Source organism: Paraflavitalea sp. CAU 1676, from assembly GCF_029223285.1.
Lineage (GTDB): Bacteria > Bacteroidota > Bacteroidia > Chitinophagales > Chitinophagaceae > Paraflavitalea.
The window spans coordinates 28,732-54,207 of the sequence record NZ_JARHUJ010000008.1 but is presented as its reverse complement, the minus strand read 5'-3'; the positions used below and the strand labels follow the sequence as shown (position 1 = coordinate 54,207).

Below are 25,476 nucleotides of genomic sequence, written 5' to 3'. Positions count from 1 at the left end.
TTAGAATTGCAGACCACCTTCACGGGCACCATCAGCAACGCTCTTCACGCGGCCGTGATACAGGTTACCGCCACGGTCGAAAACAACAGTAGTAAGCCCCAGTTCAGTTGCCTTGCGGGCAATTGCAGCACCTACCAGTTTGCTCTTTTCAACTTTGGTTACTTTTTGAGCAGCAATTTCCTTATCCTTAGAAGAAGCCGCAGCCAGTGTAGTACCAGTTACATCGTCAATCAGTTGCACATAGATTTCTGTGTTGCTCCTGAAAACTGCGAGCCTGGGTTTTTGACCTGTACCGGCAACTTTCTTACGGATCCGGTAGCGGATTTTCTGTCTTTTAACTAATTTATTCATTGCTCTTTATTTTAAGAGCCGCCCGATACTGCCGGGCGGCCTATTTTCAAATTATTTACCAGCAGCCTTACCAGCTTTACGACGAATAACTTCACCAGCGTATTTAACACCCTTTCCTTTGTATGGCTCGGGCTTACGCAGGCTACGCAGTTTTGCAGCTACCTGACCGATCAGTTGTTTATCGATGCCTTCCAGCATGATCTTGGGGTTTTCACCCTTTTCCTGAGAAGTGGCCACTTTCAATTCCTTGGGAATTTCGAAAATGATATTGTGAGAGTAACCGAGCGACAGGTCGAGCAGGTTGCCCTGATTAGAGGCTTTGTAACCTACACCCACCAGCTCCAGGTTTCTCTTGTAACCTTCTGTAACACCCTTCACCAGGTTAGCTACCAGCGCACGGTACAAACCGTGCATAGCGCGGTGGCGGATCTGGTCGGTAGGACGAGTGAAGAGAACAGCGTTGTCCTTTACTTCAACAGTGATATCACGGTCGATTGCTTGCTTCAATTCACCTTTGGGACCTTTTACGGTCAGCACATTGTCTTTACCTACGGCAGCAGTAACACCACTGGGCAGAACGACGGGTTGTTTACCTATACGAGACATAAAAAATGAGTTTAATAATTTCTGATTCTGTTTGTTTGTTCCTGGCCGGTCAGCCTCTATAGGTAGGGCTTAATGTATCAGGAACTTTATATAGAGAATAGCGAGGGCCTGAGGCCCGCGCTATTAATATACGTAGCAAAGTACTTCGCCACCTACGTTCTGCACCTTTGCCTGCTTGTCGGTCATCACTCCTTTAGAAGTGCTGATGATAGCAACGCCCAAACCATTCTTCACACGTTTGAACTCAGCGGGGCTGGCATACTGACGCAGACCGGGACGGCTTACTCTTTCCAGAGACCTGATAGCAGGTTCTTTAGATTGAGCATCATATTTCAAGGCGATCTTGATCACACCTTGTTTGCTGTCATCCTCAAATTTGTATTTCAGGATGTAGCCCTGATCGTACAGAATCTCTGTAATACGCTTTTTCAGGTTAGAAGCCGGGATCTCAACGATACGGTGGCCCGCCATTTGTGCGTTACGAACTCTGGTCAGAAAATCTGCAATAGGATCTGTTACCATTTTTATAGAAGTTGTTGTATCAGTTCTAAATATAGTTGAATCTAATCTACAGGATGGACCGATACGGGACTGATAGTTACCGTACCTCATATCCTGCAGCAGTGTCTTACCAGGAAGCCTTACGTACTCCCGGGATCTTGCCATTCAGGGCCATTTCACGGAACGTTACACGAGACAATCCGAAATAACGGATATATCCCTTGGGACGGCCGGTCAACTGGCAGCGGTTCTTGAGACGAACTGAAGAAGAATTCTTGGGCAGTTCATCCAATGCCTGCCATTCTCCGGCAGCTTTCAGAGCAGCACGCTTTTCAGCATACTGAGCTACCATACGTTCTCTTTTCCTTTGTCTGGCTTTAACTGACTCTTTTGCCATAATAATTACAAATTCGAATTTTGAATGTCGGAACCTGGCTGCTGTGCTAACCCGATCCCGGATTTGTATTTTTTACTTCGGTTGAAAGTACCGCAGGTACTTAGTCTTTCTTCTTGAACGGCATACCCAGTTCTTTCAGGAGCTCGAAAGCTTCTTCGTTGGTACCAGCCGTTGTTACGAAAGTGATATCAAGACCAGTGATCTTGTTTACCTTATCGATATCGATCTCCGGGAAGATGATCTGTTCAGTGATACCCAGGGTGTAGTTACCACGGCCATCGAAAGCCTTCTCGCTGATACCCTTGAAGTCACGAACACGGGGCAGTGCAGTAGCGATCAGCCTGTCCAGGAATTCGTACATCTTAACTCCACGCAGTGTAACGCGGGCGCCGATCGGCATCGCTTTACGCAGTTTGAAGTTAGAGATATCTTTCTTAGACAAAGTGGTTACCGCTTTCTGACCGGTGATCTGTGTCAGTTCATCAACCGCCACATCAACCAGCTTCTTGTCACTTACGGCACCGTTTACACCACGGTTCAGGCAGATCTTTTCCAAACGGGGAACCTGCATAATGCTACCGTAGCTGAAACGTTTCATCAGTGCAGGTACAACATCCTTTTTGTACTTGTCTGCTAATCTCGGAGAATATTTTGTTGTGCTCATTTTTTAAAGCTTTTGCTATGAACCGCGGTTACGGGCTAATAGCGTTTTGCAATGATCTATCTATGACTGCCGGCCGTATCCCCCTTTTGAGGACCGTTGCCGCAGTTGGAATTACTTGATAACTTCACCGGATACTTTGGAAACACGCACCAGCTTACCATTTTCGCGGGTACGTTTTACCTTGGTAGCTTCGCCTTTCTTCGCATCCCACAGCATCACGTTGGAGATGTGGATGGGGGCTTCCTTCTTCACCAAACCACCCTTGGTATCGCGGGCAGAAGGTTTAGTGTGGCGGGTAACGATGTTCACTCCTTCAACGATCACCCTTTCTTTGTCTGGAAATACTTCCAGCACTTTGCGGGCTTTCTTAACATCTTTATCGTCACCTGTGATCACTACCACGGTGTCGCCTTTTTTAATATTGAACTTCGGTTTAAAACGATTGCTCATTTTTTTAAGCTTTGGGCTATGAGCTGCGAGCGGCGAGCTGATAGCGATATAAAAATTCTATTTAGAGACGGCTCGTAGCGCAGGGCTCGTAGCTCGTTGCTGTTCCTAGAGTACCTCAGGTGCCAGAGAGATGATCTTCATGTAACCTTTATCACGCAGTTCACGTGCAACGGGTCCGAAGATACGTGTACCACGGGGCTCATCAGAAGCGTTCAACAGTACTACTGCATTGTCATCAAAACGGATATAAGATCCGTCTTTGCGACGCAGCTTGTTCTTCGTGCGAACGATAACCGCTTTGGTAACGGTACCCTTCTTAATACCACCGGCAGGGATTGCATCCTTTACGGTAACAACAATTTTATCGCCGATCTTCGCGTAATCCTGGCCGCTGTTACCCAGCACGCGGATACACAATACTTCTTTGGCACCACTATTATCAGCTACGTTTAATCTGCTTTCTTGCTGAATCATTTTGTTAAGCTTTGAGCTCTTAGCTGCGAGCTTCGAGCATTATTACAATTATATTTTTTCCGTGGCTCGTAGCACCAAGCTCGTAGCTCACAGCTCTTCCGATTACTTCGCCTTCTCTACCACTTCAACCAGTCTCCAACGCTTAGTTTTGCTCAGCGGGCGGGTTTCCATGATCTTTACCACATCACCAATCGTGCACTCATTCTTTTCATCATGAGCGTGGAACTTGGTGGTCTTCTTTACGAACTTACCATAGATCGGGTGCTTTACTTTCCTTTCAACAGCAACAGTGATAGTCTTAGCCATCTTGTTGCTGGTAACAACACCAGTTCTTGTTTTACGCAAATTTCTATCTAACATTTTTTTAGGTTTTAGCTTTTAGCACTCAGCTATTAGCGCTCAACTTATATAGTTTGTTCTTGTACCTTATACAGCCAACTGCAACAGCCAACTGCTAACAGCTTTTATACAGCCTGTTGTTTCTGCTTCAACTCGGTTTTCAGGCGAGCGAGGTCTTTGCGAAGGCCGCGGATGCTCATTGGGTTCTCCAAAGGAGAGATAGCATGAGCAAACTCCAGCTTCTTCAAGCGCAGTTCGTCTTCCTGGATCCTGGCTTTCAGATCAGCTTCACTCAGATCTTTCAGGCTTTTTACGAAATCAATTTTCTTAGACATGATATACAATTTGAAAGTTTGGCAATTTGAAAATTTGAAAATCAACGCTTCGGTTCACTCCTCTCCTTTTCAAATAATCACCTTACTGTGTTTACGCTTGATAATCCCTGCGAACGATGAACTTGGTCTTGATCGGCAGCTTCTGTGCAGCCAGCTCGAGCGCTTGCTTTGCTGTTGCTTCACTTACGCCGTCGCATTCGAAAATGATACGACCTGGTTCAACTACTGCAGCCCAGAACTCGGGGTTACCTTTACCTTTACCCATACGCACTTCAAGAGGCTTGCGGGTGATAGGCTTATCAGGGAAAATGCGGATCCACACATTACCTTCACGTTTCATTGAACGGGTCAGCGCCTGACGGGCAGCTTCGATCTGACGGTTATTCAACCAGATTGGCTCGAGGGCTTTCAGACCGAAAGAACCAAAAGAGATGGTCGTACCGCGTTTTGCTACTTCCCGGATGCGGCCTTTCTGCGCTTTCCTGTGTTTCGATCTTTTAGGCTGTAACATCTATTGACAATTTGAAAATTTGATAATTTGAAGATTTAATTCAGCTCCGGTACAAACCGGTGTCCAATTAACCTCTTCTGTTGTTTCCACCGCGGAATCCACCGCCACCACCGCCTCTGCGGTCACCACCACCGCCGCCACCGCGACGATCACCACCACCGCCACCACGACGGTCACCACCACCACCTCTGCGGTCATCACGACGATCTCCACCACGCTGGTCATCACCTTCTCTTCTATCACGGCGGTCACTAATATCGCTCTTGCCACCAACGAAGTTGGGGTTCAGGTCACGCTTACCAAGTACTTCACCTTTACAGATCCATACCTTGATACCTATTTTACCATACACAGTCAGTGCAAACACGTTGGCGTAATCGATATCCATACGCAGTGTGTGCAAAGGTGTACGACCTTGTTTGATTTCTTCCGTACGGGCAATTTCAGCACCACCCAAACGGCCGCTTACCTTGATCTTGATACCTTCGGCACCCATACGGAGCGCAGAAGCGATCGCCATCTTGATGGCACGTTTGTAGTTGATACGGTTTTCGATCTGGCGGGCAATTGTGTCACCCACGATCATGGCATCCAGTTCGGGACGGCGAATTTCGAGGATGTTGATCTGAACGTCTTCTTTACCAGTCAGCTTCTTCAACTCTTCCTTGATACGGTCTACTTCGCCACCGCCTTTACCTATGATGATACCGGGCTTAGAGGTATGAATGGTAACGATCAGTTTATTCAGCGTACGCTCAATAACGATCTTCGAGATACCACCCTTGTTGATACGGGCATTCAGGTAGGTCCTGATCTTGTTATCCTCGATCAACTTGGTAGAAAAATCTTTTTTGTTACCATACCAGTTAGATTCCCAACCGCGGATGATCCCTAACCTGGCACCAATAGGATTTGATTTCTGACCCATTTATTTGAATTTGAAAATTTGAATATTTGAAAACCTGAAGCTCTTGCCGATTAAACCATCTGCAGGATTCGGGTTTTTCGCTTGTTTAGTTTGTTTTCGAATCAACGATGATGGTTACGTGATTGCTACGTTTACGTAAGCGATACGCCCTTCCCTGAGGAGCAGGTAACATCCTTTTCAGGGTACGTGCACCGTCAACGAAGATTGTTTTCACCACCAGTTGTGCATCAGCAGCACTCTTGCCTTCGTTCTTCTGCTCCCAGTTGTTGATAGCACTCTTCAACAGCTTGAGCAAAGGTGTGGCGGAATGTTGCGGATGGTGTTCCAGCAAAGCCAGGGCTTTCTCCACTTCAACACCGCGGATCTCATCAGCCAGCAAACGCATTCTGCGGGGTGATGTGGGATAATTTCTCAGTTTAGCTACTGCTTCCATTTTTATTAATTTTCAAGTTCAGAGTCCGGAGCCGGGAGCCGTTTTGCGAACTTCAGGCTCCGACCTCTTTACCGTTTAATTATGCTACTTTTTTACTTGAGTGTCCTTTAAAGTTGCGGGTGGGCGCAAACTCACCCAGCTTGTGGCCAACCATAAATTCAGTCACGTAAACCGGGATGAATTTATTACCGTTGTGAACGGCGAAAGTATGACCTACAAAGTCCGGAGTAATGGTAGAACGACGGCTCCAGGTTTTGATAACACCCTTCTTTGATTTGCCTTCGTTTACGGCCAATACTCTCTGCTCCAGTTTAGCAGCTACATAAGGACCTTTTTTAATCGAACGAGCCATATTATCTTAATTTGAGTATTTGAAGTTTTAAAATCAGCGTTTGATTATTTAGCTAATTTTTTACCATTCTTACGTTGGATGATCAGCTTATCGCTTCCCTTGCCACGTGTACGTGTCTTCAGACCCTTAGCGTACTTACCAGTTCTGGAACGTGGGTGACCACCGGAAGCTCTACCTTCACCACCACCCATCGGGTGATCTACAGGGTTCATCGCAACACCACGAGTGCGGGGACGAATACCTTTCCAACGGTTACGGCCAGCCTTACCCTTCATCTCCAGGTTATGATCGCCATTGCTCACGATACCTACGGTAGCGAAGCAGTTGATCAATACCTTTCTCAGTTCACCAGAAGGCATCTTCAATACAGCATATCTTTCTTCTTTGTTGGTCAATTGAGCAGAAGCACCGGCACTGCGTACCAGCTTGCCACCCTGACCAGGCTGCATTTCGATATTGTGAATGTTGGTACCGAGGGGCATGTTCTTCATTTGAAGAGCATTACCGATTTCGGGAGCAACTGCATCACCAGAGATAACGGTAGCACCTACCTGTAAGCCCTGAGGAGCGATGATATATCTTTTCTCACCGTCTGCATAGTTCAGCAGTGCGATGAAAGCAGTACGATTCGGATCGTATTCGATAGAAGCTACAGTAGCTTCGATGTCTTTCTTGTTTCTCTTGAAATCAACGATACGGTACATTTTCTTGTGACCGCCACCGATGTAGCGCATTGCGCGGCGTCCCTGAACGTTACGACCACCGGTAGATTTTACTTTTTCTACCAGGCTTTTCTCAGGAACATTCGTTGTCACTTCTTCATATGCATTGCCAATTCTCCAGCGAGTTCCGGCCGTAATTGGTTTATACTTTTTCAGTGCCATGTTTTAATTCTTATTCTGTGTTAAAAATCGTTTTGTCAATCCTTTGCGGCGTTTGACGCGCCATTCTTTTTAATAACCGTTCCGCCTCAGCGGAGCAATCATTAAATGTTAGCGTACAGGTCGATGGTTTCGCCTTCAGCTACAGTTACGTACGCTTTTTTGAAAGCCGGCTTAACACCGGAAATGAATCCGGCCTTAGTGAAACGGCTCTTTGCCTTTCCTGGAACCACTACGGTGTTAACGTCGATCACATTCACACTGTAAAATCCTTCTACCGCTTTCTTGATCTCCAGTTTATTGGCTTTGCGACTAACCTTGAAAGCATAAGTCCTGCTCTTGTCAGTGAGCTTATTGCTCTTTTCGGTTACGATCGGCTTTATCAATACTTCAGCGAGTTTCATATAACTCTAATTTGAAAATTTAAGAATTTGTATAGCTGAAAATGCCGCAGCATTTTCATAAACCGCATATACTATGCAGTTACTTCAGCTTCGTCATCAGCGAAGATCTTCGCAGCACTTTCAGTAAACACCAGTACATTGGAGTTTACGATATCATAAGTGTTAACGTCAGCGATCAGTGCACCATTTACGTTAGGCACGTTACGCAGGCTCAGGTACAGGTTGTCGTTGTACTCGGGCAGGATCACCAATGATTTTTTGCTGTCGATACCCAGGGCTTTCAACGCACCTACAAAAGTCTTTGTCTTGGGCGCTTCCAGGTTGATATCTTCAATTACTACGATCGCATTTTCCTTAGCCTTGTAAGAGAGAGCGCTGATCTTTGCCAGGTCTTTCACCTTACGGTTCAGTTTGAAATCGTAATCGCGGGGCTTAGGTCCGAAGATTGTACCACCACCTTTGAACAAGGGGTTACGCAGGTTACCTTTACGGGAACCACCGGTACCCTTTTGGCGGTGCAGCTTCTTGCTGGAACCTTTCACTTCAAGACGGGTCTTTACTTTGCTGGTACCCTGACGCTGTGCAGCCAAAAACTGCTTAACAGCCAGGTAGATCACGTGATCGTTCGGCTCAGCACCAAAGATCTCATCAGGCAACTCTACAGAGCGACCTGTTTTCTTTCCGCTTATATTTAAAACATCTACTTGCATTGTACGCTATTTTTCAGATCAGAAAGTTGATGGCGCGTGGCTTGATCAATTTCCCGACGTTGTTATTTTTGAATTAATACAATTGATCCGATATGACCGGGTACAGACCCGCTTACCAGGATGTAGTTTTTGTCGGGGAAAATCTTTACCACCTTCAATCCTTTAACTTTCACACGGTCCTGACCCATTCTGCCTGCCATGCGCATACCTTTGAATACGCGGGAAGCATCAGATGAGTTACCGATAGAACCGGGGGCGCGCTGACGATCGTGCTGACCGTGAGACTGCTCACCCACACCAGAGAAACCATGGCGCTTCACAACACCCTGGAAACCCTTGCCCTTGGTAGTACCAACTACCTCAACTTTTTCACCTTCAGTGAAAATGTCAACGGTGATTGATTCTCCAATAGCTTTCTCTATGGAATAATCACGGAACTCTTTTACGAATTTTTTTGCGGCTGTATTGGCCTTTGCGAAGTGATTCTTTTCTGCAGCGGTCGTGTGCTTTTCTTTCTTGTCGCCGAATGCTAACTGCACAGCGCTGTAACCATCAGTGTCTTTTGTTTTGACCTGGGTTACAACACAGGGACCTGCCTCGATGATGGTAACACTAGTTTGTTTACCATCAGGACTGAAGATGCTGGTCATCCCGATTTTTTTGCCAATAATTCCTTTCATCATTGTTCGTTTTTGCCTTCTCGGTTTAAGAGACATTTGCGGTATGATTGTCTAAACCTGCTGTCCGGGAGGACAGTGAAGGCACAACCATGGCAACTTCAATCCCCGTTTGCTACCGACCTTTTCTTTTATTATCTGCTTATTTTCACCTTACATGAAAGCCGCAGACTTCGAAGTACCGATAGTAAACTAACCTCGAAGGGTCAGTTCATATTTATTGTTTATAGAGACTGTCAGGGCTTGCACCCCTTCAGCTTTTTCAATTGTTATTTACCCAGCGCTGCTTTATTCGTCACCAACGGCAACAAAGTTTACAGATAGGCTTGAAAGAACTTAACTACTTGACGTAGCTATATATGAAAAAACCCTGTCAGGATTTTAGAACCCTGACAGGGTTCATCAAATGCTTTTATCATGCTTTGATCTCAACTTCCACACCACTAGGCAAGTCGAGCTTGCTCAGGGCATCCACCGTACGGCTGGAAGAAGTATAAATATCCAGCAAACGCTTGTGCGTACACAACTGGAACTGCTCACGGCTCTTCTTATTCACGTGCGGAGAGCGTAATACGGTAAAGATCTTTTTGCGGGTAGGTAAAGGAATAGGACCTGTTACTACCGCTCCGGTGCTGCGCACTGTCTTTACGATTTTCTCTGCAGATTTATCTACCAGGTTGTGATCGTAAGACTGTAATTTGATTCTGATTCGTTGAGACATAGTTCTATCCCATTTTTCTAATGGGGATGCAAAGGTAAGTGTAGTTTGATTACTTACAAAAGATTTGAAGATAAATTTTGCATGCCCACACTAAAAATCTGGCGTCTGCCGTTCGCTTTTGCACCTTCCGGCATTTGCACCCGCTTTTCCCATGAGAATTTCCATTTCTGCAATATACTGAAAGCCAATTTAATACCCGCCACTACCGCCGGCCTTAGCCGAAGAAGATGTAGAAGCAAATCGGCTTAAATTATGCATAATTGATTATTATTCAATTAATTACAATGTAATTCATTCCTTTTCGCTCCAGTTGTGCTGGCGTGGTCGATAGATACCCCATTCCTCCCAGGAAATTATTGCAGCGCCCGTGCATATTTCTGTAATACCGGCTTTCCGCCCACCACGCCGTAGCCGTAGGTGATGCTATCGCCGGCATTTCCCTGCACCACATAAAAGCGGTCGCCCCGCTTGTCGCCGTTTAACACCTGTGGCGGATCGGTCATTTTAACAAGCTCCGACACATAAAAGTTGTGCTGGTAAACCATCGGCCTGGGCAGGGTATCGCCCACCATGAAAGTGAGGTAGCTGCTGAAAGCGAGCGGCGTAGACTCAGGCGAAAAAGAAGCCATCCTGATAGACGCATACATCGAGCCCATAGCCGGCACCTTTTTCTTCGAAAAAGCGCTTTCGGGCAGGTTCAGGATGCCTTTGTTAGTAATACCGATCAGTTCTTTGGTCACAAAGGTCTGTGGAGGAATGAATTCAATTTCAGGCGGGATGGTCGCAGTGCCATGGAACCTCCCAAAGCTCGAGGAAACGTCGGGGGTCCAATTCAGTGACGTAGACGACAGGGCTCCGCTGATCGGTACTTTTTGATTGGCGTAACTAATAGCCATTCCATTGATTATTAAGGCCGAGCGTTGCCAATCGACATAGATTGGCTTGTTCAGTTTGTTCCTGATCTTCACTTTGATCGGTCCATTGTGTCCATTGAAATTGTAACACAGCTCCAGACTGTCATTGTCAATCACAAATTCGGCGGCGGTATTCTGCTGAGCGGCTTCTTTACTCGATACGGTCATCACCTGGTAGGTGGTGCAGGAAAACAATAAAGCAGTAGCCAGGGCGGGTAGAATATACTTCATAGATCGGGTTTTCTACCAATTTACTACAGAAGATCAAGGCCTTGTGTTAAGGAAATTCAAATTGCCAAGACTTTCACCCAGGCGCCGAGCTCCAGCAACATTCGATTCACGGAGCTTGGGTTGGCCCGCTGCGCGCGCGGGTGCCCGGTGTCCGGCAACCGGGAGCGGCGCGCCGGCCTTAAGCCGGCAGCAGGGCGCCACCAGTAGCCCTACCCTACTGGCATTTTAAGATGTCTCGTAGATGTCTCGTCTATGTCCCCTAGATGTGCCGTATATGTCTCGTCTCTTAAAGAGACGGGATATCTACGAGACAAATACCTGATATAAACGAATCAACAGCGAAACATCTGGCTACCTCCGCCGGGATCAGGTAAGCACAAAAAGACATCAGGCCGGCCAGTCGTACTGGTCGGCCTGATGGCGATCATTATTATTTATGGCTGCTTAGGTAAAGCGCTTGTTCCTCCTACCCGACTCCATTTACCTTCCTCCCGGAGGGCAATGTTGTTTCAGGTAATTGGTGTACAGGGTCGATAAGTGCTGGAAGGTTCCGGCTCCTTCGCTGATGCTGTGGGTGCGGTTGGGATAGGCCATCAACTGAAACTGGCGGTTGTGCTTCACCAGCTCATTGACCAGCATCTCCACATTGTTATAGTGCACGTTGTCATCGCCGGTGCCATGTATATACAACAGGTTTCCTTTCAGGTTCTTAGCATACGTAATGGGCGATCCTTTCACGAAATCCTCACGGTTTTCCTGGGGCAGTCCCATATAGCGCTCCTGATAGATATTGTCGTAAGTAAGCTGGTTGCCCACGGCTGCCACAGCAATACCGGTTTTATAGATCTCCGGATATTGGAACATGAGGTTAAGGGTGGCTGATCCACCACCACTCCAGCCCCATACGGCCACGCGGCTGCTGTCGACAAATGGCCATTTCAGGATCTCGGTGGCGGCGAGCGCCTGATCGCGGATGTTTACCAGACCGATCTTACGATATACCACCTTACGCCAGTTACGGCCTTTGGGCACTGGTGTACCGCGGTTATCGATCGAGATATAGATGTAGCCGTCTTTGGCCATGCTGCCCTGGTACAGGAAATTGTTCTCTACCCCAAACTGGTCTTTTACGTTCTGTCCCCAGGGTTCTGTGTACACATAAAACACCACGGGGTATTTCTTTGTAGCGTCGAAGTTGTCGGGTTTTACCATCCAGGCGTCCATTTCCACGCCTTCGGAGGTGGTCACTTTAAAGAACTCGACCTTCGATGCCGCTTTGTTGGCCTGGGCTACCGCCTCGCCTACCTTGTTCTCTCCATTGAGTCCTTTGTGGTCGGCCAGGGAGATGAGCTCGGATGCGTACCGGGTGTAATAATTGGTGAAAGTATGCTGGGCATATTTTGCATTCGGCGATACATCGTAATCATGGGTGCCCTGCTGGGTGGCGGGTGACAGCCTTTCAGGTTTACCCTTTCCATCGAGCTTGGTGCGGTACAGGAATTTTTGCGTGGCATTTTCGGGCGATGCCATGAAGTACAGGAAACCGCCCTTTTCATCGATGCAGGTAATTTCCATGACATCGTAGTTACCGGCCGTAATGAGGGTTTCCTTCTTGCCATCGCGGCTCACGCGGTAAAGGTGTCGCCAGCCGTCTTTTTCGGATGACCAGATGAACTCCTTACCGCCATTCAGCCAATCCCATCCGCCCCAGATGTAGTCGTTATCCCAAAGTGGCTGGATATCGATCCAGGCCGAATCTTTTTCTGTATAGATGGTTTGGGCCGCACCGGTCTGTGCATTGCACAAAAGTATCTTGCTTTCGTTCTGCTTGCGGTTGAGGTGCTGGAGTATCAATTCGTTGCTGTTTCCGGCCCATTCCAGGCGGGGCACATAGCTCTGCCAAACAGCGTCGGTGGGAACCGACATCCACTGGGTTTGCGCGGTGGAGGTATTGACCACGCCAATTTTGAAAGGAGAGGGCGCTTCGCCGGCTACGGGGTATTCAACGGGCACGGCAAAGGGATAGATGGAATCGGTATTGTTCACCATCAGGTAGTCCTTCGTATTCTTGGCATCGATCTGCCAGTAGGCGATCTGTTTGCTATCGGGGCTCCAGCGGAATCCATCACGGCAGAAAAACTCTTCTTCGTATACCCAGTCGAACGTTCCGTTGATGAGCTTACGGTTGCCATCGGTGGTAAGTTTCTTTATGACGCCGGAGGCCAGGTCTTCTACATAAATATTATACTCGCTCACGTAAGCTACTTTGCTGCCGTCGGGCGAAAACTTGGCAAACATCAAGGAAGAAGCGGGGCGGCCCTTGCCGATCTGCTTCAGGGTTTTGGCTGTGCGGTCATATACCCAATAATCGCCCCGGGTATAGAGGCGCCAAACCTTCTTCGAATTCGTGAACAGTAATACTTTGGTATCGTCTTCAGAGAATGAGAAGTTGCGGAATGCCAGCGGGCTTTGTCCCTGCGGGGTCAGCTGTTCTTTGGTCAATAACACCGTTTTCTCGTTTTTGGGAAGTACGAACTGGAGCAATTCACCTCCCTGGGCACTGTAATAGCTATTGCCATCCTTTGCCCAGCGAACGCCCCCCTGGGCCTGCAGGAACTGAAAGGAAAGGAGGCACAGGCAAACACTTAGCCATCTTGAAAAGAAAGCCGACTGACATTTCATGCTGTAGATTTTTAGGGCGGGAAATTAACGGAAAAGCCCGACATGGGGTAAACAAGGATTAACCAACCCTATTGCTTCATTGACGGATGGCGCCGAATGGTGGCAGTAGCAGGTTGGCTCCCAGCATTACCTAGTGTAGTATCCGGAGAAGGTGGACGTAGGGCGCAGGTTGCCATGGCCTGCCGGGTTAGTTTGCTGTAAGCCGGACAAGAAAAATCCCGGCCGGTGCCGGGATCTGCTAACCTTAGCTTCCCATGTTCAGGGAGCGTGTATCCATTGATCCGATAATTCTTGTCGCTTTATGCATCATACGGCCGGGCCGGCGATGCGGTTGTTTGACATATGCCAAAAAAGAAAGTTTAATCGGCTTGTTGGTTTTAATGTCGCTTTAATGAGGAATAAAAAAGCCTCTCCGGAGAGAGGCTCTTTCACGTGAGTTCATCATTGCTTTTAGAATTCACTTGGGGGAGAGTTGCAGCCTGTAGGGCCAGCACAAATCAAAAGCCTTTGGGGGCCAGCGATCGTTGATGCAAGATAGGCTATGCATGTACATAAAACAATTCAATCTTCAGCCCATGCTAAAAAGCACTTTCCCTAAAGCCAAAGATGTAAGAAACGGATATGCCGAATATATTCGACTTGGCTTCCTTGACTTTTGTTTTAAGGTCGAGGTTGTAGCTGGCTCCCAGTTCAAAGGCTCCGACCGAACCGATGAGAAAACGGAGACCGCCGGTAAATACGGGGCCATGCAAGGTGGCACTGCCACTTCCATAGGCGGTACTCATGCTGGCGCGGTGAATGCCGTAGCCGGCTCCTACATATCCACCAAATGATCCATCGGCGTCGGAGGTGGAACCAAAGCCAACATTGTATTCGGCTACCAGCGGCAGATCCAGGATGAAGGAGCTGCTGCCACCTCCCTCGTCGGAACGTGACGATACATTGAAGCCGAGACCGAAGTGAGTGCCGATCGACAAGGTGCTGTTTCCTTCCGCATTGAGGTTAAGACGAGGCGAGTACAGAAGAACGCCGCCGGTAACGCCGTCGGAATTACCGTAGAATAGATACTTGCCGCCAAATGAGTGCATGAATTCCTGCGCAGAGAGGGTGTACGATGCCATGAACAGGCATAGCATTAGCGTTAGCTTTCGCATGTTTGGAGAGTTTAGGGGTTTATTGACCAAATTAACGGTTTGCCGCAGACGACACAAGGACAAACCAATAAGTGCGCAGATTGAGCCCATAACTGTGCAGTTTCGGGCTGTAAGTGTGCAGGGAGGGGAAGGCTAAAGGCATGGGTGGAGCAGGTGGCCCCCGAGCCGGGGGCCATAGATGTGGCAATAAAAAAAAGCCCCGCCGAACGGCGGGGCTTATATGAGATATAAACTTAAAGCTTATTCGCTTACTTTCAGCTTTCCTTTCACCTTGGCGATCACCTCTTCGGCGATGTTGTTGGGTGCAGGAGAGTAGTGGCTGAACTCCATGGTAGAAGTTGCACGGCCAGAGCTCAAGCTACGCAATTGCGTTACGTAACCGAACATTTCGCTCAAAGGCACTTTAGCCTTGATAACCTGTGCACCACCGCGGCTGTCCATGCCTTCCAGCATACCACGACGACGGTTCAAGTCACCAGTTACATCACCCATGTATTGGTCGGGTGTGATAACTTCTACTTTCATGATAGGCTCGAGCAGTACGGGTTGTGCTTTGCGGCCGGCTTCACGGAAACCAGCTCTTGCGCAAAGTTCGAACGACATACCATCAGAGTCAACCTGGTGGAAGCTACCGTCGAAGATCCGCACCTTCACGTGCTCTACAGGATAGTTTGCCAGTACACCGGTACCCAGTGCAGACTGGAATCCTTTCTGAATTGGCTGAATGAACTCACGGGGGATAGATCCACCGAAGATATCATTCACGAATTGCAGGTTCTCTTTGGGGTTTGCTGTCAGCCACTCTTCGTCGGCAGGTCCGAGTTCGAATACGATATCCGCGAACTTACCACGACCACCGGTTTGTTTCTTCAGTGTTTCACGGTGTTCAACAGTTTTGCGGAACGCTTCTTTATAGGCAACCTGGGGAGCACCCTGGTTAACTTCTACTTTGAACTCACGACGCATACGGTCGATGATGATCTCGAGGTGCAACTCACCCATACCACGGAGGATGGTTTGACCGGTATCTTCATCGGTATTAACGCGGAGTGTAGGATCTTCTTCAACCAGCTTGGCGATGGCCATACCCATTTTATCAACGTCGGCCTGTGTTTTAGGCTCAACGGCGATCGCGATCACAGGCTCAGGGATGAACATGTTCTCGAGTGTGATGGGATGATCTTCGTCGCAAAGGGTATCACCGGTCTTGATTTCCTTGAAACCAACTGCTGCACCGATATCACCAGCTTCGATGAAGTCGATGGGGTTTTGCTTGTTGGCAAACATCTTCATGATACGGCTGATACGCTCTTTCTTACCGCTTCTTACGTTCAATACATAAGAACCAGCATCGAGGTGGCCGCTATAGCACCGGAAGAATGCCAGACGACCTACGAAAGGATCGGTCATGATCTTGAAGGCCAATGCAGCGAAAGGCGCTTTGGGATCGGGTTTACGTGTTTCCTGTTCGCCGGTATCGGGGTTGGTACCTACGGTATCATCGATATCAACGGGTGAAGGCAGGTAACGGCAAACTGCGTCGAGGGCAGTTTGTACGCCCTTATTCTTGAAGGAAGAACCGCACATCATCGGAACGATGCTCAGATCGATCGTAGCTTTGCGGATCGCTTCGTGTACTTCTTCTTCAGAGATTGAAGCCGGGTTGTCGAAGAACTTCTCGAGCAGCTTGTCGTCGTATTCGGCAACAGCTTCGATCAGGTTCTGCCTCCACTCTTCTGCTTCAGCCTTCATATCTTCTGGTACAGGGATCTCATCGAAGGTCATACCTTCTGTTTCCATGTGCCAGATAACACCCTTCATGGTGATGAGGTCAACCACACCCTTGAAGTCGTCTTCTGCACCGATGGGTAATTGCAGGGGAACGGCTTTAGCACCGAGCATTTCTTTCACCTGCTTAACTACCATCAGGAAGTCTGCACCGGAACGGTCCATTTTGTTAACGAAACCGATACGGGGAACTTTATAACGGTTAGCCTGGCGCCAAACGGTCTCAGACTGAGGCTCAACGCCATCAACTGCAGAGAACAGGGCGATCAGACCGTCCAGTACACGCATAGAACGCTCCACCTCTACAGTGAAATCCACGTGACCTGGAGTATCAATAATGTTGAAGTAATATTTTTTAGTGTTAGCATCAGCCTTACCTTTTACGGTAGGGAAATTCCACTGGCAGCTAACAGCAGCAGAGGTAATGGTGATACCTCTTTCTTTTTCCTGCTCCATCCAGTCGGTGGTAGCAGCGCCATCATGCACCTCACCAATTTTGTGGATCATACCGGTGTAGCGCAGGATACGCTCCGTAGTAGTGGTTTTACCGGCATCAATGTGTGCCGCAATACCAAAGTTTCTCTGTAATCGTAAGTCTGCCATGACTTTGTTGTTGTTTTCTGTTTAATGTAGTGCAGGGAACTCCCTGAAAATAAGTGCGCAAAGGTATGCAAATTCTCCCGTAAAAATCAGAATAGATGAGAACAAAAGATTAAATGTGGAAAACCAGCCAAATCCGTGCCTGCCGCAGGTTTACCGCCATCCTTTTTGCATACATCGGGTATGGAGCAAAAATAAGGCCCTGCACTGGGGCAGGGCCTTGGGAGTGCAGTTATTTATTTACTTTTCAATCACTTATACAAATAATTCAAGGCGGTCCGGTCGTTTGCGTTAAACGGTCTGTTTTGCCCCGATCCGATGCAGGACAACATCCAGGAATTGGGGTCGGGCCCGGCCGCTGTTCCCGGAATATAGACGGCTCCAATGGTGGAGGCACCTTCGTTGACCGGTTGCCCACCGCAGCTAAAACTACGATCCATATAGTCCGTGTGCCTGAACCCAATACAATGGCCGATCTCATGGGCGAGGATACTGGCCACGGTGCTTTGCGGCTGGTTGCCGATGGCGCGGGCGTTCACCTTGATCTGTCCATAGGGATTTCCACCACTGGTAGGGAAGCCGGCTGATGCGAGGTAATTGCCATTTCCCCGCACGATGCTGATGTTGGCACCGGATGATACGCGCGTGAAGGTAATCCTAAGCCCTTGCGCATTGTACCTCGCCAGCGCTTCATCCAGGGCGGCGACGTACGACGAGGGCAGTTGATTGGCCAGACTTACCCTGATCGTGCGGGGCAGTGCAGACACCAGGTTGTTGGTGCGATACTGCTCTTCATTACCGATCCGGAGGAAACGCATGTCTGCCTTTGCCTGCAGATCCTGGCGAGAGATCACGATATCGCCTTCGACGAGGTAGTTGCCATCCTCATCGGTCGAAACATTTTTGTTGCTGAACCCGAGCTGGTAGATCGCATCGAGGGATGCCTGATCGATCTCCCCGGCCGTTTGGTCGGATGTTTCATTGGTAGCGGCTTTCTTACACGCAGTGAAGAAGAGCAAACAGCCGAGACTACAGATAACTGTAACGGATAGTAGTTTTCTCATAATGAAAGAAGGTTAGAAGATGAATAATAAGACGGGGGATTCCGGGATGTTGAACTGCAGTACTCCCGATTGCATGTATTCTATTTCTAATATACCAAAACATTATCGATTCTTATCAAGTATAAAGAGCAACAGGATTGCAATTAATGGAGCAGGGAGCGGCTGCGCTGATGTGGCAGGCCGCCGGACGCGGGATGGTGACGGCGGATGCGGTATAGTGACGGCGGATGCGGTAAGGCGACTGGCGGATGCGGTAAGGTGACTGACGGATGCAGAAAGGTGAGACTGCTAACGGGCGATGGCGGCTGGCTGAAATGTGGAAGATGTCGCGAAATAAAAAAACGATATATCAAGGGCGATTGCCTAAATTTAGAAGACCTGCTGATTGACTATGAGAATCTACTTTTTATTAGCCTTGTTCCTAAGCGGGTCGATGGTGTTGACGGCACAGGAAGGCAAGCGCCTTGCTTCCGGTAAGTTGTCGCCGCTATTGGCTTCCCGAAAAATACCTGCCAGCCAGGTAAACCAATATTGGATCGTGTGCTCCGATCCGGTTGCCTTTAAAGATTACTTAACCAGGCATCATATGCTTTCGCAGGTTCGCGGGGAGTATGCTGCCACCAACCTGATCACCATCAGCTGTTCCAAAGCCCAGCTGGACTCTTTGATCCTCCCCTCTTCCCTGGTGCGATTTGCCGATATTCTCCGGGTTCCCAAAGAAGAACAGCCACTGAGCAGCTTCGATAACAGCAGCAACCAGGTAAATCTTGTACACAGTCTATTTCCCTTGCTGACCGGCAGTGACCTCACCGTATCTGTAAAGGAAAATAAACCCGATACAGCCGATATCGACCTGCGGGGCAGGTATCTGTCTACGCCCCTTTCATCGCCTACTATTACCCAACATGCGGGCATAATGAGCACGCTGATCGCCGGAGGTGGCAACTCGGACTATACGGGTCTTGGCATTGCCTGGGGTGCGCGGCTCACCTCCTCTAATTTTGCCAGTCTGCTGCCCGACGCGCACGCCGACTATCAGCAATACCATATTTCCGTACAGAACCATTCGTACGGTACTGGCATTGAAAATTATTATGGTGCTGATGCCGCGGCCTATGATGCCAGCAGCGTAGCCAACCCTACCCTGCTGCATGTTTTCTCTGCCGGGAATGCCGGCAACCAGGTGAGTCCCCAAGGGCCTTATGCCGGTATCGCCGGTTACGCCAATCTATCGGGCAGTTTCAAAATGGCCAAGAACATCATTACCACAGGGGCCGTGAACAGCATTTACCAGGTGGAAGCGCTGGGATCGAAGGGGCCTGGGTACGATGGCCGGGTGAAACCTGAACTGGTGGCTTTTGGTGAAGACGGCAGTTCTGGTGCTGCAGCTACTACTTCCGGCATCGCCCTGCTGGTGCAACAAGCCATCAAAGCCAATCAGGGAGCGCTGCCACCGGCAGCCGTCGTGAAAGCCATTCTCCTCAACTCGGCAGATGATGTGGCGGCTCCCGGTATCGACTTTCAAACTGGGTACGGCCATGTAAACGCTTATGCTGCCGTACAAGCAGCGTTGGAAAACAAGTACGCGACGGGGTCGGTATCGAATGGTCAAACCTATTCAACCACCCTCACCATTCCAACGGGCCTCAAACAATTCAAAATAACCCTGTGCTGGCCCGATCCACCGGCCGCTCCCAATGCCGGCAAGGCGCTTATCAATGACCTCGATCTTGAACTTGTCAATACACTCACCGGCGAGGTGTGGCGGCCCTGGGTATTAAATCACTTCCCGCATATAGACTCCCTGCAAAAATTACCGGTGCGCCACAGGGACAGCATTAACAACATTGAACAGGTGTCGCTGGAAGCCCCGGGTGCGGGTGTTTACCGCATCAACGTAAAGGGCTATTCGATCTCTTCCGGCGCACAACCTTTTGCCCTGTCGTGGCAGGCCGATACGGCCGATCACTTCAAATGGTATTTCCCGGCCAGGGGTGATTTCATCACCGGCGGCGAAACCAATATTCTTCGCTGGTCATCGACTATGAGCAATTCATCGCCCGCTACACTTGAATTCACCACGGATGGAAAAACCTGGCAAGCGATCAGTGAGGACGTAGACCTGTCGACCGGGTTCTTCGCGTGGACAACGCCCGATACGATTGTCCTTGCACAAATAAGGATGCGGCTGGCGGCTTACCAAGCAATCTCCGATACCTGCGTGATCGCCGGCTGGTTGAAGGCCAATACGGGGTTCAACTGTGCCGATTCTTTTTTGCTGAGCTGGAACCGGCCCCCGGGCATCAGCCGGTTTCGCGTATATGCCCTGGGGGAACGCTACCTAGTGCCTATTCTAACGACTAATGATACGGCAGCCATTCTCCAAAAAAGCAATTACCCGGCTTTGTACTACACGGTAGCACCGTTACTGGCCGGCGGATACGAAGGCTTGAAAGCCTATACGTTCAATTACACCGATCAGGGTGTGGCCTGTTATGTAAAAAGCTTTCTCGCCGATCAAGTGGATAATGGAGCAAGCCTGCGGATAGAACTGGGCAGTTTGTATGCTCTTAAAAAACTAACGGTGGAAAAGCTGGGCAACCAGGGCTACCAACCACTGCAATCCATTGCGCCCGTTGACCGGTTGACCTATCAGCTTACGGATGCAGCTTTAACAAGGGGTGCCAATACCTACCGGCTTCAACTGTTACGCAGCGACGGCAGCGTTGTTTATAGTGAGCCGGAATCGATCTACTTCCTGAAGGATGCTGCCTTTGTTGTCTATCCCAATCCGGTGAACGCCGGTTCTTTGCTCCATATCCTTTCTGCAGAACCGGGTACGGGAAGTTTTTATCTCTATAATAGCATCGGGCAGCAGGTATTGCAACAGCGCCTGACGGATCTTCATCAAACCATTTCCCTCCTAAAATTCCAACGCGGCTTATACTTTTACCGATTGCGGCAAGGCGACCGCAAGGTGCAAACCGGTAGTCTATTCATCTATTAATGCGGGCGGTTGTACAAACAGAAAAGCCGCACAAGGCGGCCTTCCTGTTCTTAAACCTCAAAAAGCGTTTATTCGAAGATTACTTTGTATACATAAGACTCCTGGCTATTGATGGCTAGGATACGCAGCATATACACTCCACGCTTAACACTGGGTCCGCGATGAACCTGGATGGTAGATTGTGGGGCTTTCTGTACTGTTTGATCCTGTACGATCTGACCGGTGGTGGTGAGCAGGGTTACTTTATAGGTTTCCTGCTGGGTAGCCGAGATGGCTATGTTCAACACCTCTCTGGCCGGGTTCGGATACAGGGTTATGGTATTGACTACCGCTGTTTTTACAGAAACGATATTACTATGCACCTGTTTGCCTTCGTTGCTGACGATCCGCAACCTGTAGTAGTTGGCGCCCGACAACGGTGTTTCATCGGCAAAGGCATAGATACTTTGGCCGCTCAGCTGGCGCGAGTTGGCCGTACCGATGGCGGTAAACTGTCCATTAGCGGCGTTGCTGCGTTCGATGATATACGTTTTCGTATTGGCATCGTTCTTTGCCATCCAGTTGAGGTGGTTTACGCCATTGATCTGTTTACCTGTCAGGTTCACTCCTTCGGCCAGGGTACCACCGCACATACCGGTTACTTCGAAATAAGATATCTTGGATAAACATCCGTTGTTCACCGACATATGACATACATAGGTTCCGATATCGGTAGGCAACAGGTAAGCTATCTTATAAGATGTAGTATTACTTACCAGTACACTATCTGTGGCGCTCGTCTTCTTGTACCATTTGTAAGTAGCATTGGCTGTAGAGTCTACATTCAGGTCCACCTGGTTGTAGTAACAATCCGAGCTGGCATAGATCAGCGTGTTGGCCAATGGCAGGATGTTGACGTCGTTGAGGGTGGCGTTACCGCAGGCATCAACTGCACGCAAACGAACCAGGGAATATTGTACGCCATTGGTGATGGTGAATACAGGGCTGGTTTGTCCCGTAGCATTGATACTTGGTGATGCAGGTATACTGCCGATGATCTCATACTCAAAAGGTCCGCATCCGCCGGTCACCACCGCACCAACGCTGAAGTTGTTGTTATCGCACTGGTAAGCGGCAGACTGCTGCAGGCCAGGGAATGAATATGGCGCCACTTCAATGGTATCATAGATCTTACCCGTACAACTCGGCACACTGTATTGGACGATATAGGTAGCGGGCTCCAGATCGATGAACTTATAGGTGGTACCTACATTGTTCGTAAAGTTGATCGTCGTAGTGACGTTGTTCTTTTTAATGATCTTCGGGGTAACGGTTCCCATGTTGGAGCTTACGTCGATATCGATATCCGTAGCACCGTTCTCCCAAACTCCAGAAGGACATTTCGATTTTACGAACTTGGTCTTCTGGATGATACTTGGCTTAGGAGTAACTTTCGCTGTATCCTTCACATTACAATTGTCGATTCCGATCACGGTATATTGCTGACCACCGGTAAGCGGCTGCAGGGCATTGATCAACACCGGGCTGGTGGCCGATGTTACCGTGGTTACAATTACACCAACCGGGTTCAGCACTTCTACTTTGTACGGTGCATTACCACTATTAAATGTAACCTTAATATCGGTGGTACCGAAGGTACAGGATTCTGTGGCCGTTACAGAGATGGAGATCGGTATGGGATCGGCGAAGAAACGTCGAACCATTACCGTATCATAACAGGTTTCTTTGATCTTCAGATCATAATACCCGTAAGGAAGTTTAGGGAAGGATCCTGTGGTATTGGTTGCCACCAGGTTTCCGAGCGTATCGTATACGCTGTACTGTGCGCTCTTGATGTTGTTCTGACCAGTTGCTTTGGCGTCGAATGTGCCACAAACTTTATTGCTGATGGAAACATTGCCGCCGGTAGGGATATCCCTTTTCACGGTAAAGCATCTTTCTATCAATGTATCGTAACAACTGTTCCTTACGCGGATACAATTATAGCCATAAGGTACATTATTGAATGTGCCTGTAGCATTGCTATCTATGGCTACGTTTGACGAATTGTAGAGAACGAATTTGGGTGCCGGAATGTTGGTGCCGGTCACTTTGGCCGTAAACCCATCACAACCCTTGCTGCTGATGTTCACTACAGAAGAGAGGGATGGCTTGGGCCTGATCACTTCAAAACACCTTACAATGACTGTATCATAACAAGTTGGATCGTTGGTGATCCTCATACAATACTTACCATAGGGAAGGTTATTGAACGTTCCGGTGGTGTTGCAGGATATCTTAACATTATTGGCATTGTACAGGCAATATTCCGCATTATTCAGGTTTGCCTGGCCGGCTATCTTTATATTGATCGTGCTACAACCCTGTGTAATATCGACTGTGGGATTTACGCCGGGAACCTGACGGGGTATTATAAAGCATCGCTCGATCGTGGTATCGTAACAAACATCATTCTTCACCCTGATACAATACCTGGTATCGTATTTCAGGTTATCGAATACGCCGGTATTGTTGCAGGCAATTTTCACATTGCTGGCATTGTACAAACAGTATTCAGGATTGGTGAGGTTGGTTTGTCCCGCCACGCTACCTGTAAAGTTTGAACAGGAATTGTTGGATGTAGCAATGTTGAGTGCTACCGCCGGTTTTGGCGCCTTTTCAGAAAAACAGCGTGTAATAGTAGTATCATAGCATCCATCTTTCATTTGTACGCAATAATCACCATAGGGAATATTATTGAATACCCCGGTAGTGTTGGTTGCGATCAGCGTATTGCTGCTGTTATAAAGTTTGTAAGTAGGGTTGGTAAGGTTTACCTGATCGGTAACGTTGGCATCGAAGGTACCACACTGCCAATCGGCGCGGTTTACCCACCAGCCTATAGCTGGTACGGGGCGCGAAGTGGTGAAGCAACGCCTGATCGTGGTATCGTAACAGTTGTCACGGATATCGATACAATAACTGCCATAGGCCAGGCCTGTGAACACACCAGTGGTGTTGCTGGCTATCATTACATTACTGCTGTTGTACAGCCTGAACGCCGGAGTGGTTAGCTTGTTTTGTCCGGATACGGTGGCTGTAAATGTATTACAGGTAAAGTCGCCATTGGTTACATTGGCGCTTACGGACGGCACGTTTGGATCGACCCACGACTTCACCAGCATGGTTCCGCAAGGGTCTTTGATCACTACCGTGAGTGACCGTTTCTTGCCAATGAAGAGGCGGAAGTTACTGTTGGTAGACCAAACAGTATCGCCTGCTGCTCTTACTACTCCATAGCGGAAATTGCTAAAGCCACTTGTGTTGCCTTTACTGTCTTTGAGGCTTACGGTAACCTGTGCACTATCGCAACCCAGTTTTCCGATGGTTACTCCATCGATCCACCACTGATAGTTCAAAATGGTAACGCGGCGGGTTTGCTGACCGCCGCAGGAATCTTTTAACTGGATGGCATATTCGCCCGCTATGAGGCCAGTGAAATATCCGGATGTATTGGTAGTGCCCACCTTGGTAGGTGATGGTGCTACGATCGTGTAGGTAAAGGGTGATCTTCCGCCGAGCAGGTTGGCGACCGTTACGGTACCATCGGCTCCGTTCATACAGGTAACGTCGGTCTTGTTTAAAACGAAACGGGGTTCACCGTAGGAACCCGGAACGACGACATTGTATTTTTCGGTAACACAGTTGGTCGTGATGTCTTTTACGCTGACCACGTAGGTTCCAGCCGCAAGACCCGTAATGTTGGTGGAAGATGTGTAGGCTGTGGTAACAGGCCCGGTCACTTTGATGTTGTAGCTGCCCGAACCACCGGTTACATTTACCTGGATACTACCGGTGGCCATACACCTCGACTCTTTGGTAGCGTAGGTAAAATTCAGCTTAGTACAATCCTGGGCCGCTCCTATCAGAGGGTGCAGGTACAGTAGGGGTACAAGTAGCCCCTTACACGTCAATTTCAACAGGCTCTTCATGGGGTACGATTTCGGATTATTTTTTTCTATAGGATATAGGCTCTCTTGAAATACGAGAATAAAATAAATAGGTTTTGGCCATTAATGCAAGCCTGTGAGGATAACTTATTAGAAAAATCAACGCTATTTGGGGAGGGGCGGGTATGTATGGAGAGGATTGTTCATACACAGAACAACTGCTGTTCAAGGGTTTGCCGGGTAATTTGAAAGGGAGCCTGGGCAGATATTAATTTTAGGCAGCCGGGGTTATAAATGTGCATAAATACTATACGGCGAGCCAAAAGGGGAGGTGGCGGAGCGGGTGAAAATAAAAAAACCATCCGGACAAGCC

At 48.6% G+C, this 25,476-nt stretch carries 25 protein-coding genes; 1 reads left to right on the top strand and 24 read right to left on the bottom strand.

What is annotated here, in order from left to right:
• The 23 genes from rplR to P2H89_RS24990 all read right to left on the bottom strand — a co-directional run bounded on the left by rplR (position 1) and on the right by P2H89_RS24990 (position 18,167).
• Positions 1–351 (bottom strand): 50S ribosomal protein L18, encoded by a 351-nt coding sequence (gene rplR, locus P2H89_RS25100; protein ID WP_275832207.1) that lies wholly within the window; start codon positions 349–351, stop codon positions 1–3.
• A gap of 51 nt (positions 352–402) precedes the next feature.
• Entirely contained in the window at positions 403–957 is a 555-nt protein-coding gene (rplF, locus tag P2H89_RS25095) for a 50S ribosomal protein L6 (RefSeq protein ID WP_275832205.1), read from the bottom strand.
• 123 nt (positions 958–1,080) lie between these two features.
• The gene (rpsH, locus tag P2H89_RS25090; RefSeq protein WP_275832203.1) at positions 1,081–1,479 is read right to left on the bottom strand and encodes a 30S ribosomal protein S8; all 399 of its coding nucleotides are present in this window, start codon (positions 1,477–1,479) and stop codon (positions 1,081–1,083) included.
• 106 nt (positions 1,480–1,585) lie between these two features.
• A complete protein-coding gene (rpsN, locus tag P2H89_RS25085) occupies positions 1,586–1,855 on the bottom strand; it encodes a 30S ribosomal protein S14 (protein ID WP_275832202.1) in 270 nt (89 codons plus the stop codon).
• 100 nt (positions 1,856–1,955) lie between these two features.
• Entirely contained in the window at positions 1,956–2,519 is a 564-nt protein-coding gene (gene rplE / locus P2H89_RS25080; RefSeq protein ID WP_275832200.1) for a 50S ribosomal protein L5, read from the bottom strand.
• A gap of 111 nt (positions 2,520–2,630) precedes the next feature.
• Positions 2,631–2,969, bottom strand: coding sequence for a 50S ribosomal protein L24 (gene rplX / locus P2H89_RS25075; protein ID WP_275832198.1), 339 nt, complete (start codon positions 2,967–2,969; stop codon positions 2,631–2,633).
• A gap of 105 nt (positions 2,970–3,074) precedes the next feature.
• Positions 3,075–3,443 carry a 50S ribosomal protein L14 gene (rplN, locus tag P2H89_RS25070; protein WP_167290996.1) on the bottom strand — a complete coding sequence of 123 codons (369 nt, stop codon included), beginning with the start codon at positions 3,441–3,443 and terminating at the stop codon, positions 3,075–3,077.
• Positions 3,444–3,545: 102 nt separating this feature from the next.
• Positions 3,546–3,803: a 30S ribosomal protein S17 gene (gene rpsQ, locus P2H89_RS25065; RefSeq protein ID WP_119051018.1), complete on the bottom strand. Its 258-nt coding sequence runs from the start codon at positions 3,801–3,803 to the stop codon at positions 3,546–3,548.
• 104 nt (positions 3,804–3,907) lie between these two features.
• Entirely contained in the window at positions 3,908–4,117 is a 210-nt protein-coding gene (gene rpmC, locus P2H89_RS25060; RefSeq protein ID WP_275832191.1) for a 50S ribosomal protein L29, read from the bottom strand.
• Between the two features lie 91 nt (positions 4,118–4,208).
• Positions 4,209–4,628 carry a 50S ribosomal protein L16 gene (gene rplP / locus P2H89_RS25055; RefSeq protein WP_275832189.1) on the bottom strand — a complete coding sequence of 140 codons (420 nt, stop codon included), beginning with the start codon at positions 4,626–4,628 and terminating at the stop codon, positions 4,209–4,211.
• 67 nt (positions 4,629–4,695) lie between these two features.
• Entirely contained in the window at positions 4,696–5,556 is an 861-nt protein-coding gene (rpsC, locus tag P2H89_RS25050; RefSeq protein WP_275832187.1) for a 30S ribosomal protein S3, read from the bottom strand.
• Positions 5,557–5,641: 85 nt separating this feature from the next.
• Positions 5,642–5,989 carry a 50S ribosomal protein L22 gene (gene rplV, locus P2H89_RS25045; protein WP_275832185.1) on the bottom strand — a complete coding sequence of 116 codons (348 nt, stop codon included), beginning with the start codon at positions 5,987–5,989 and terminating at the stop codon, positions 5,642–5,644.
• 79 nt (positions 5,990–6,068) lie between these two features.
• Positions 6,069–6,341, bottom strand: a complete 273-nt coding sequence (gene rpsS, locus P2H89_RS25040) for a 30S ribosomal protein S19 (protein WP_275832183.1) — start codon at positions 6,339–6,341, stop codon at positions 6,069–6,071.
• Between the two features lie 44 nt (positions 6,342–6,385).
• A complete protein-coding gene (rplB, locus tag P2H89_RS25035) occupies positions 6,386–7,225 on the bottom strand; it encodes a 50S ribosomal protein L2 (RefSeq protein ID WP_275832181.1) in 840 nt (279 codons plus the stop codon).
• A 101-nt stretch (positions 7,226–7,326) separates the two neighbouring features.
• Complete coding sequence (rplW, locus tag P2H89_RS25030; protein WP_275832179.1) at positions 7,327–7,626, bottom strand: 50S ribosomal protein L23; 300 nt, start codon at positions 7,624–7,626, stop codon at positions 7,327–7,329.
• A gap of 71 nt (positions 7,627–7,697) precedes the next feature.
• Entirely contained in the window at positions 7,698–8,336 is a 639-nt protein-coding gene (gene rplD / locus P2H89_RS25025; RefSeq protein ID WP_275832177.1) for a 50S ribosomal protein L4, read from the bottom strand.
• A 62-nt stretch (positions 8,337–8,398) separates the two neighbouring features.
• Positions 8,399–9,019: a 50S ribosomal protein L3 gene (gene rplC, locus P2H89_RS25020; RefSeq protein WP_275832175.1), complete on the bottom strand. Its 621-nt coding sequence runs from the start codon at positions 9,017–9,019 to the stop codon at positions 8,399–8,401.
• A 409-nt stretch (positions 9,020–9,428) separates the two neighbouring features.
• Positions 9,429–9,734, bottom strand: coding sequence for a 30S ribosomal protein S10 (gene rpsJ / locus P2H89_RS25015; protein WP_014220852.1), 306 nt, complete (start codon positions 9,732–9,734; stop codon positions 9,429–9,431).
• A 353-nt stretch (positions 9,735–10,087) separates the two neighbouring features.
• Positions 10,088–10,879, bottom strand: coding sequence for a hypothetical protein (locus P2H89_RS25010; RefSeq protein WP_275832164.1), 792 nt, complete (start codon positions 10,877–10,879; stop codon positions 10,088–10,090).
• A 480-nt stretch (positions 10,880–11,359) separates the two neighbouring features.
• Complete coding sequence (locus P2H89_RS25005) at positions 11,360–13,561, bottom strand: DPP IV N-terminal domain-containing protein (protein ID WP_275832162.1); 2,202 nt, start codon at positions 13,559–13,561, stop codon at positions 11,360–11,362.
• Positions 13,562–14,139: 578 nt separating this feature from the next.
• Positions 14,140–14,715, bottom strand: a complete 576-nt coding sequence (locus tag P2H89_RS25000; RefSeq protein ID WP_275832160.1) for a hypothetical protein — start codon at positions 14,713–14,715, stop codon at positions 14,140–14,142.
• 240 nt (positions 14,716–14,955) lie between these two features.
• Entirely contained in the window at positions 14,956–17,106 is a 2,151-nt protein-coding gene (gene fusA, locus P2H89_RS24995; protein ID WP_275832158.1) for an elongation factor G, read from the bottom strand.
• Positions 17,107–17,354: 248 nt separating this feature from the next.
• A complete protein-coding gene (locus P2H89_RS24990) occupies positions 17,355–18,167 on the bottom strand; it encodes a M57 family metalloprotease (protein WP_275832155.1) in 813 nt (270 codons plus the stop codon).
• 391 nt (positions 18,168–18,558) lie between these two features.
• Between P2H89_RS24990 and P2H89_RS24985 the strand changes: the two genes are divergently transcribed.
• Complete coding sequence (locus P2H89_RS24985; RefSeq protein ID WP_275832153.1) at positions 18,559–21,174, top strand: S8 family peptidase; 2,616 nt, start codon at positions 18,559–18,561, stop codon at positions 21,172–21,174.
• A gap of 68 nt (positions 21,175–21,242) precedes the next feature.
• On the opposite strand, the gene P2H89_RS24980 is transcribed toward P2H89_RS24985, so the two are convergent.
• Positions 21,243–25,145, bottom strand: a complete 3,903-nt coding sequence (locus tag P2H89_RS24980) for a T9SS type A sorting domain-containing protein (RefSeq protein WP_275832151.1) — start codon at positions 25,143–25,145, stop codon at positions 21,243–21,245.
• Positions 25,146–25,476: the final 331 nt, after the last annotated feature.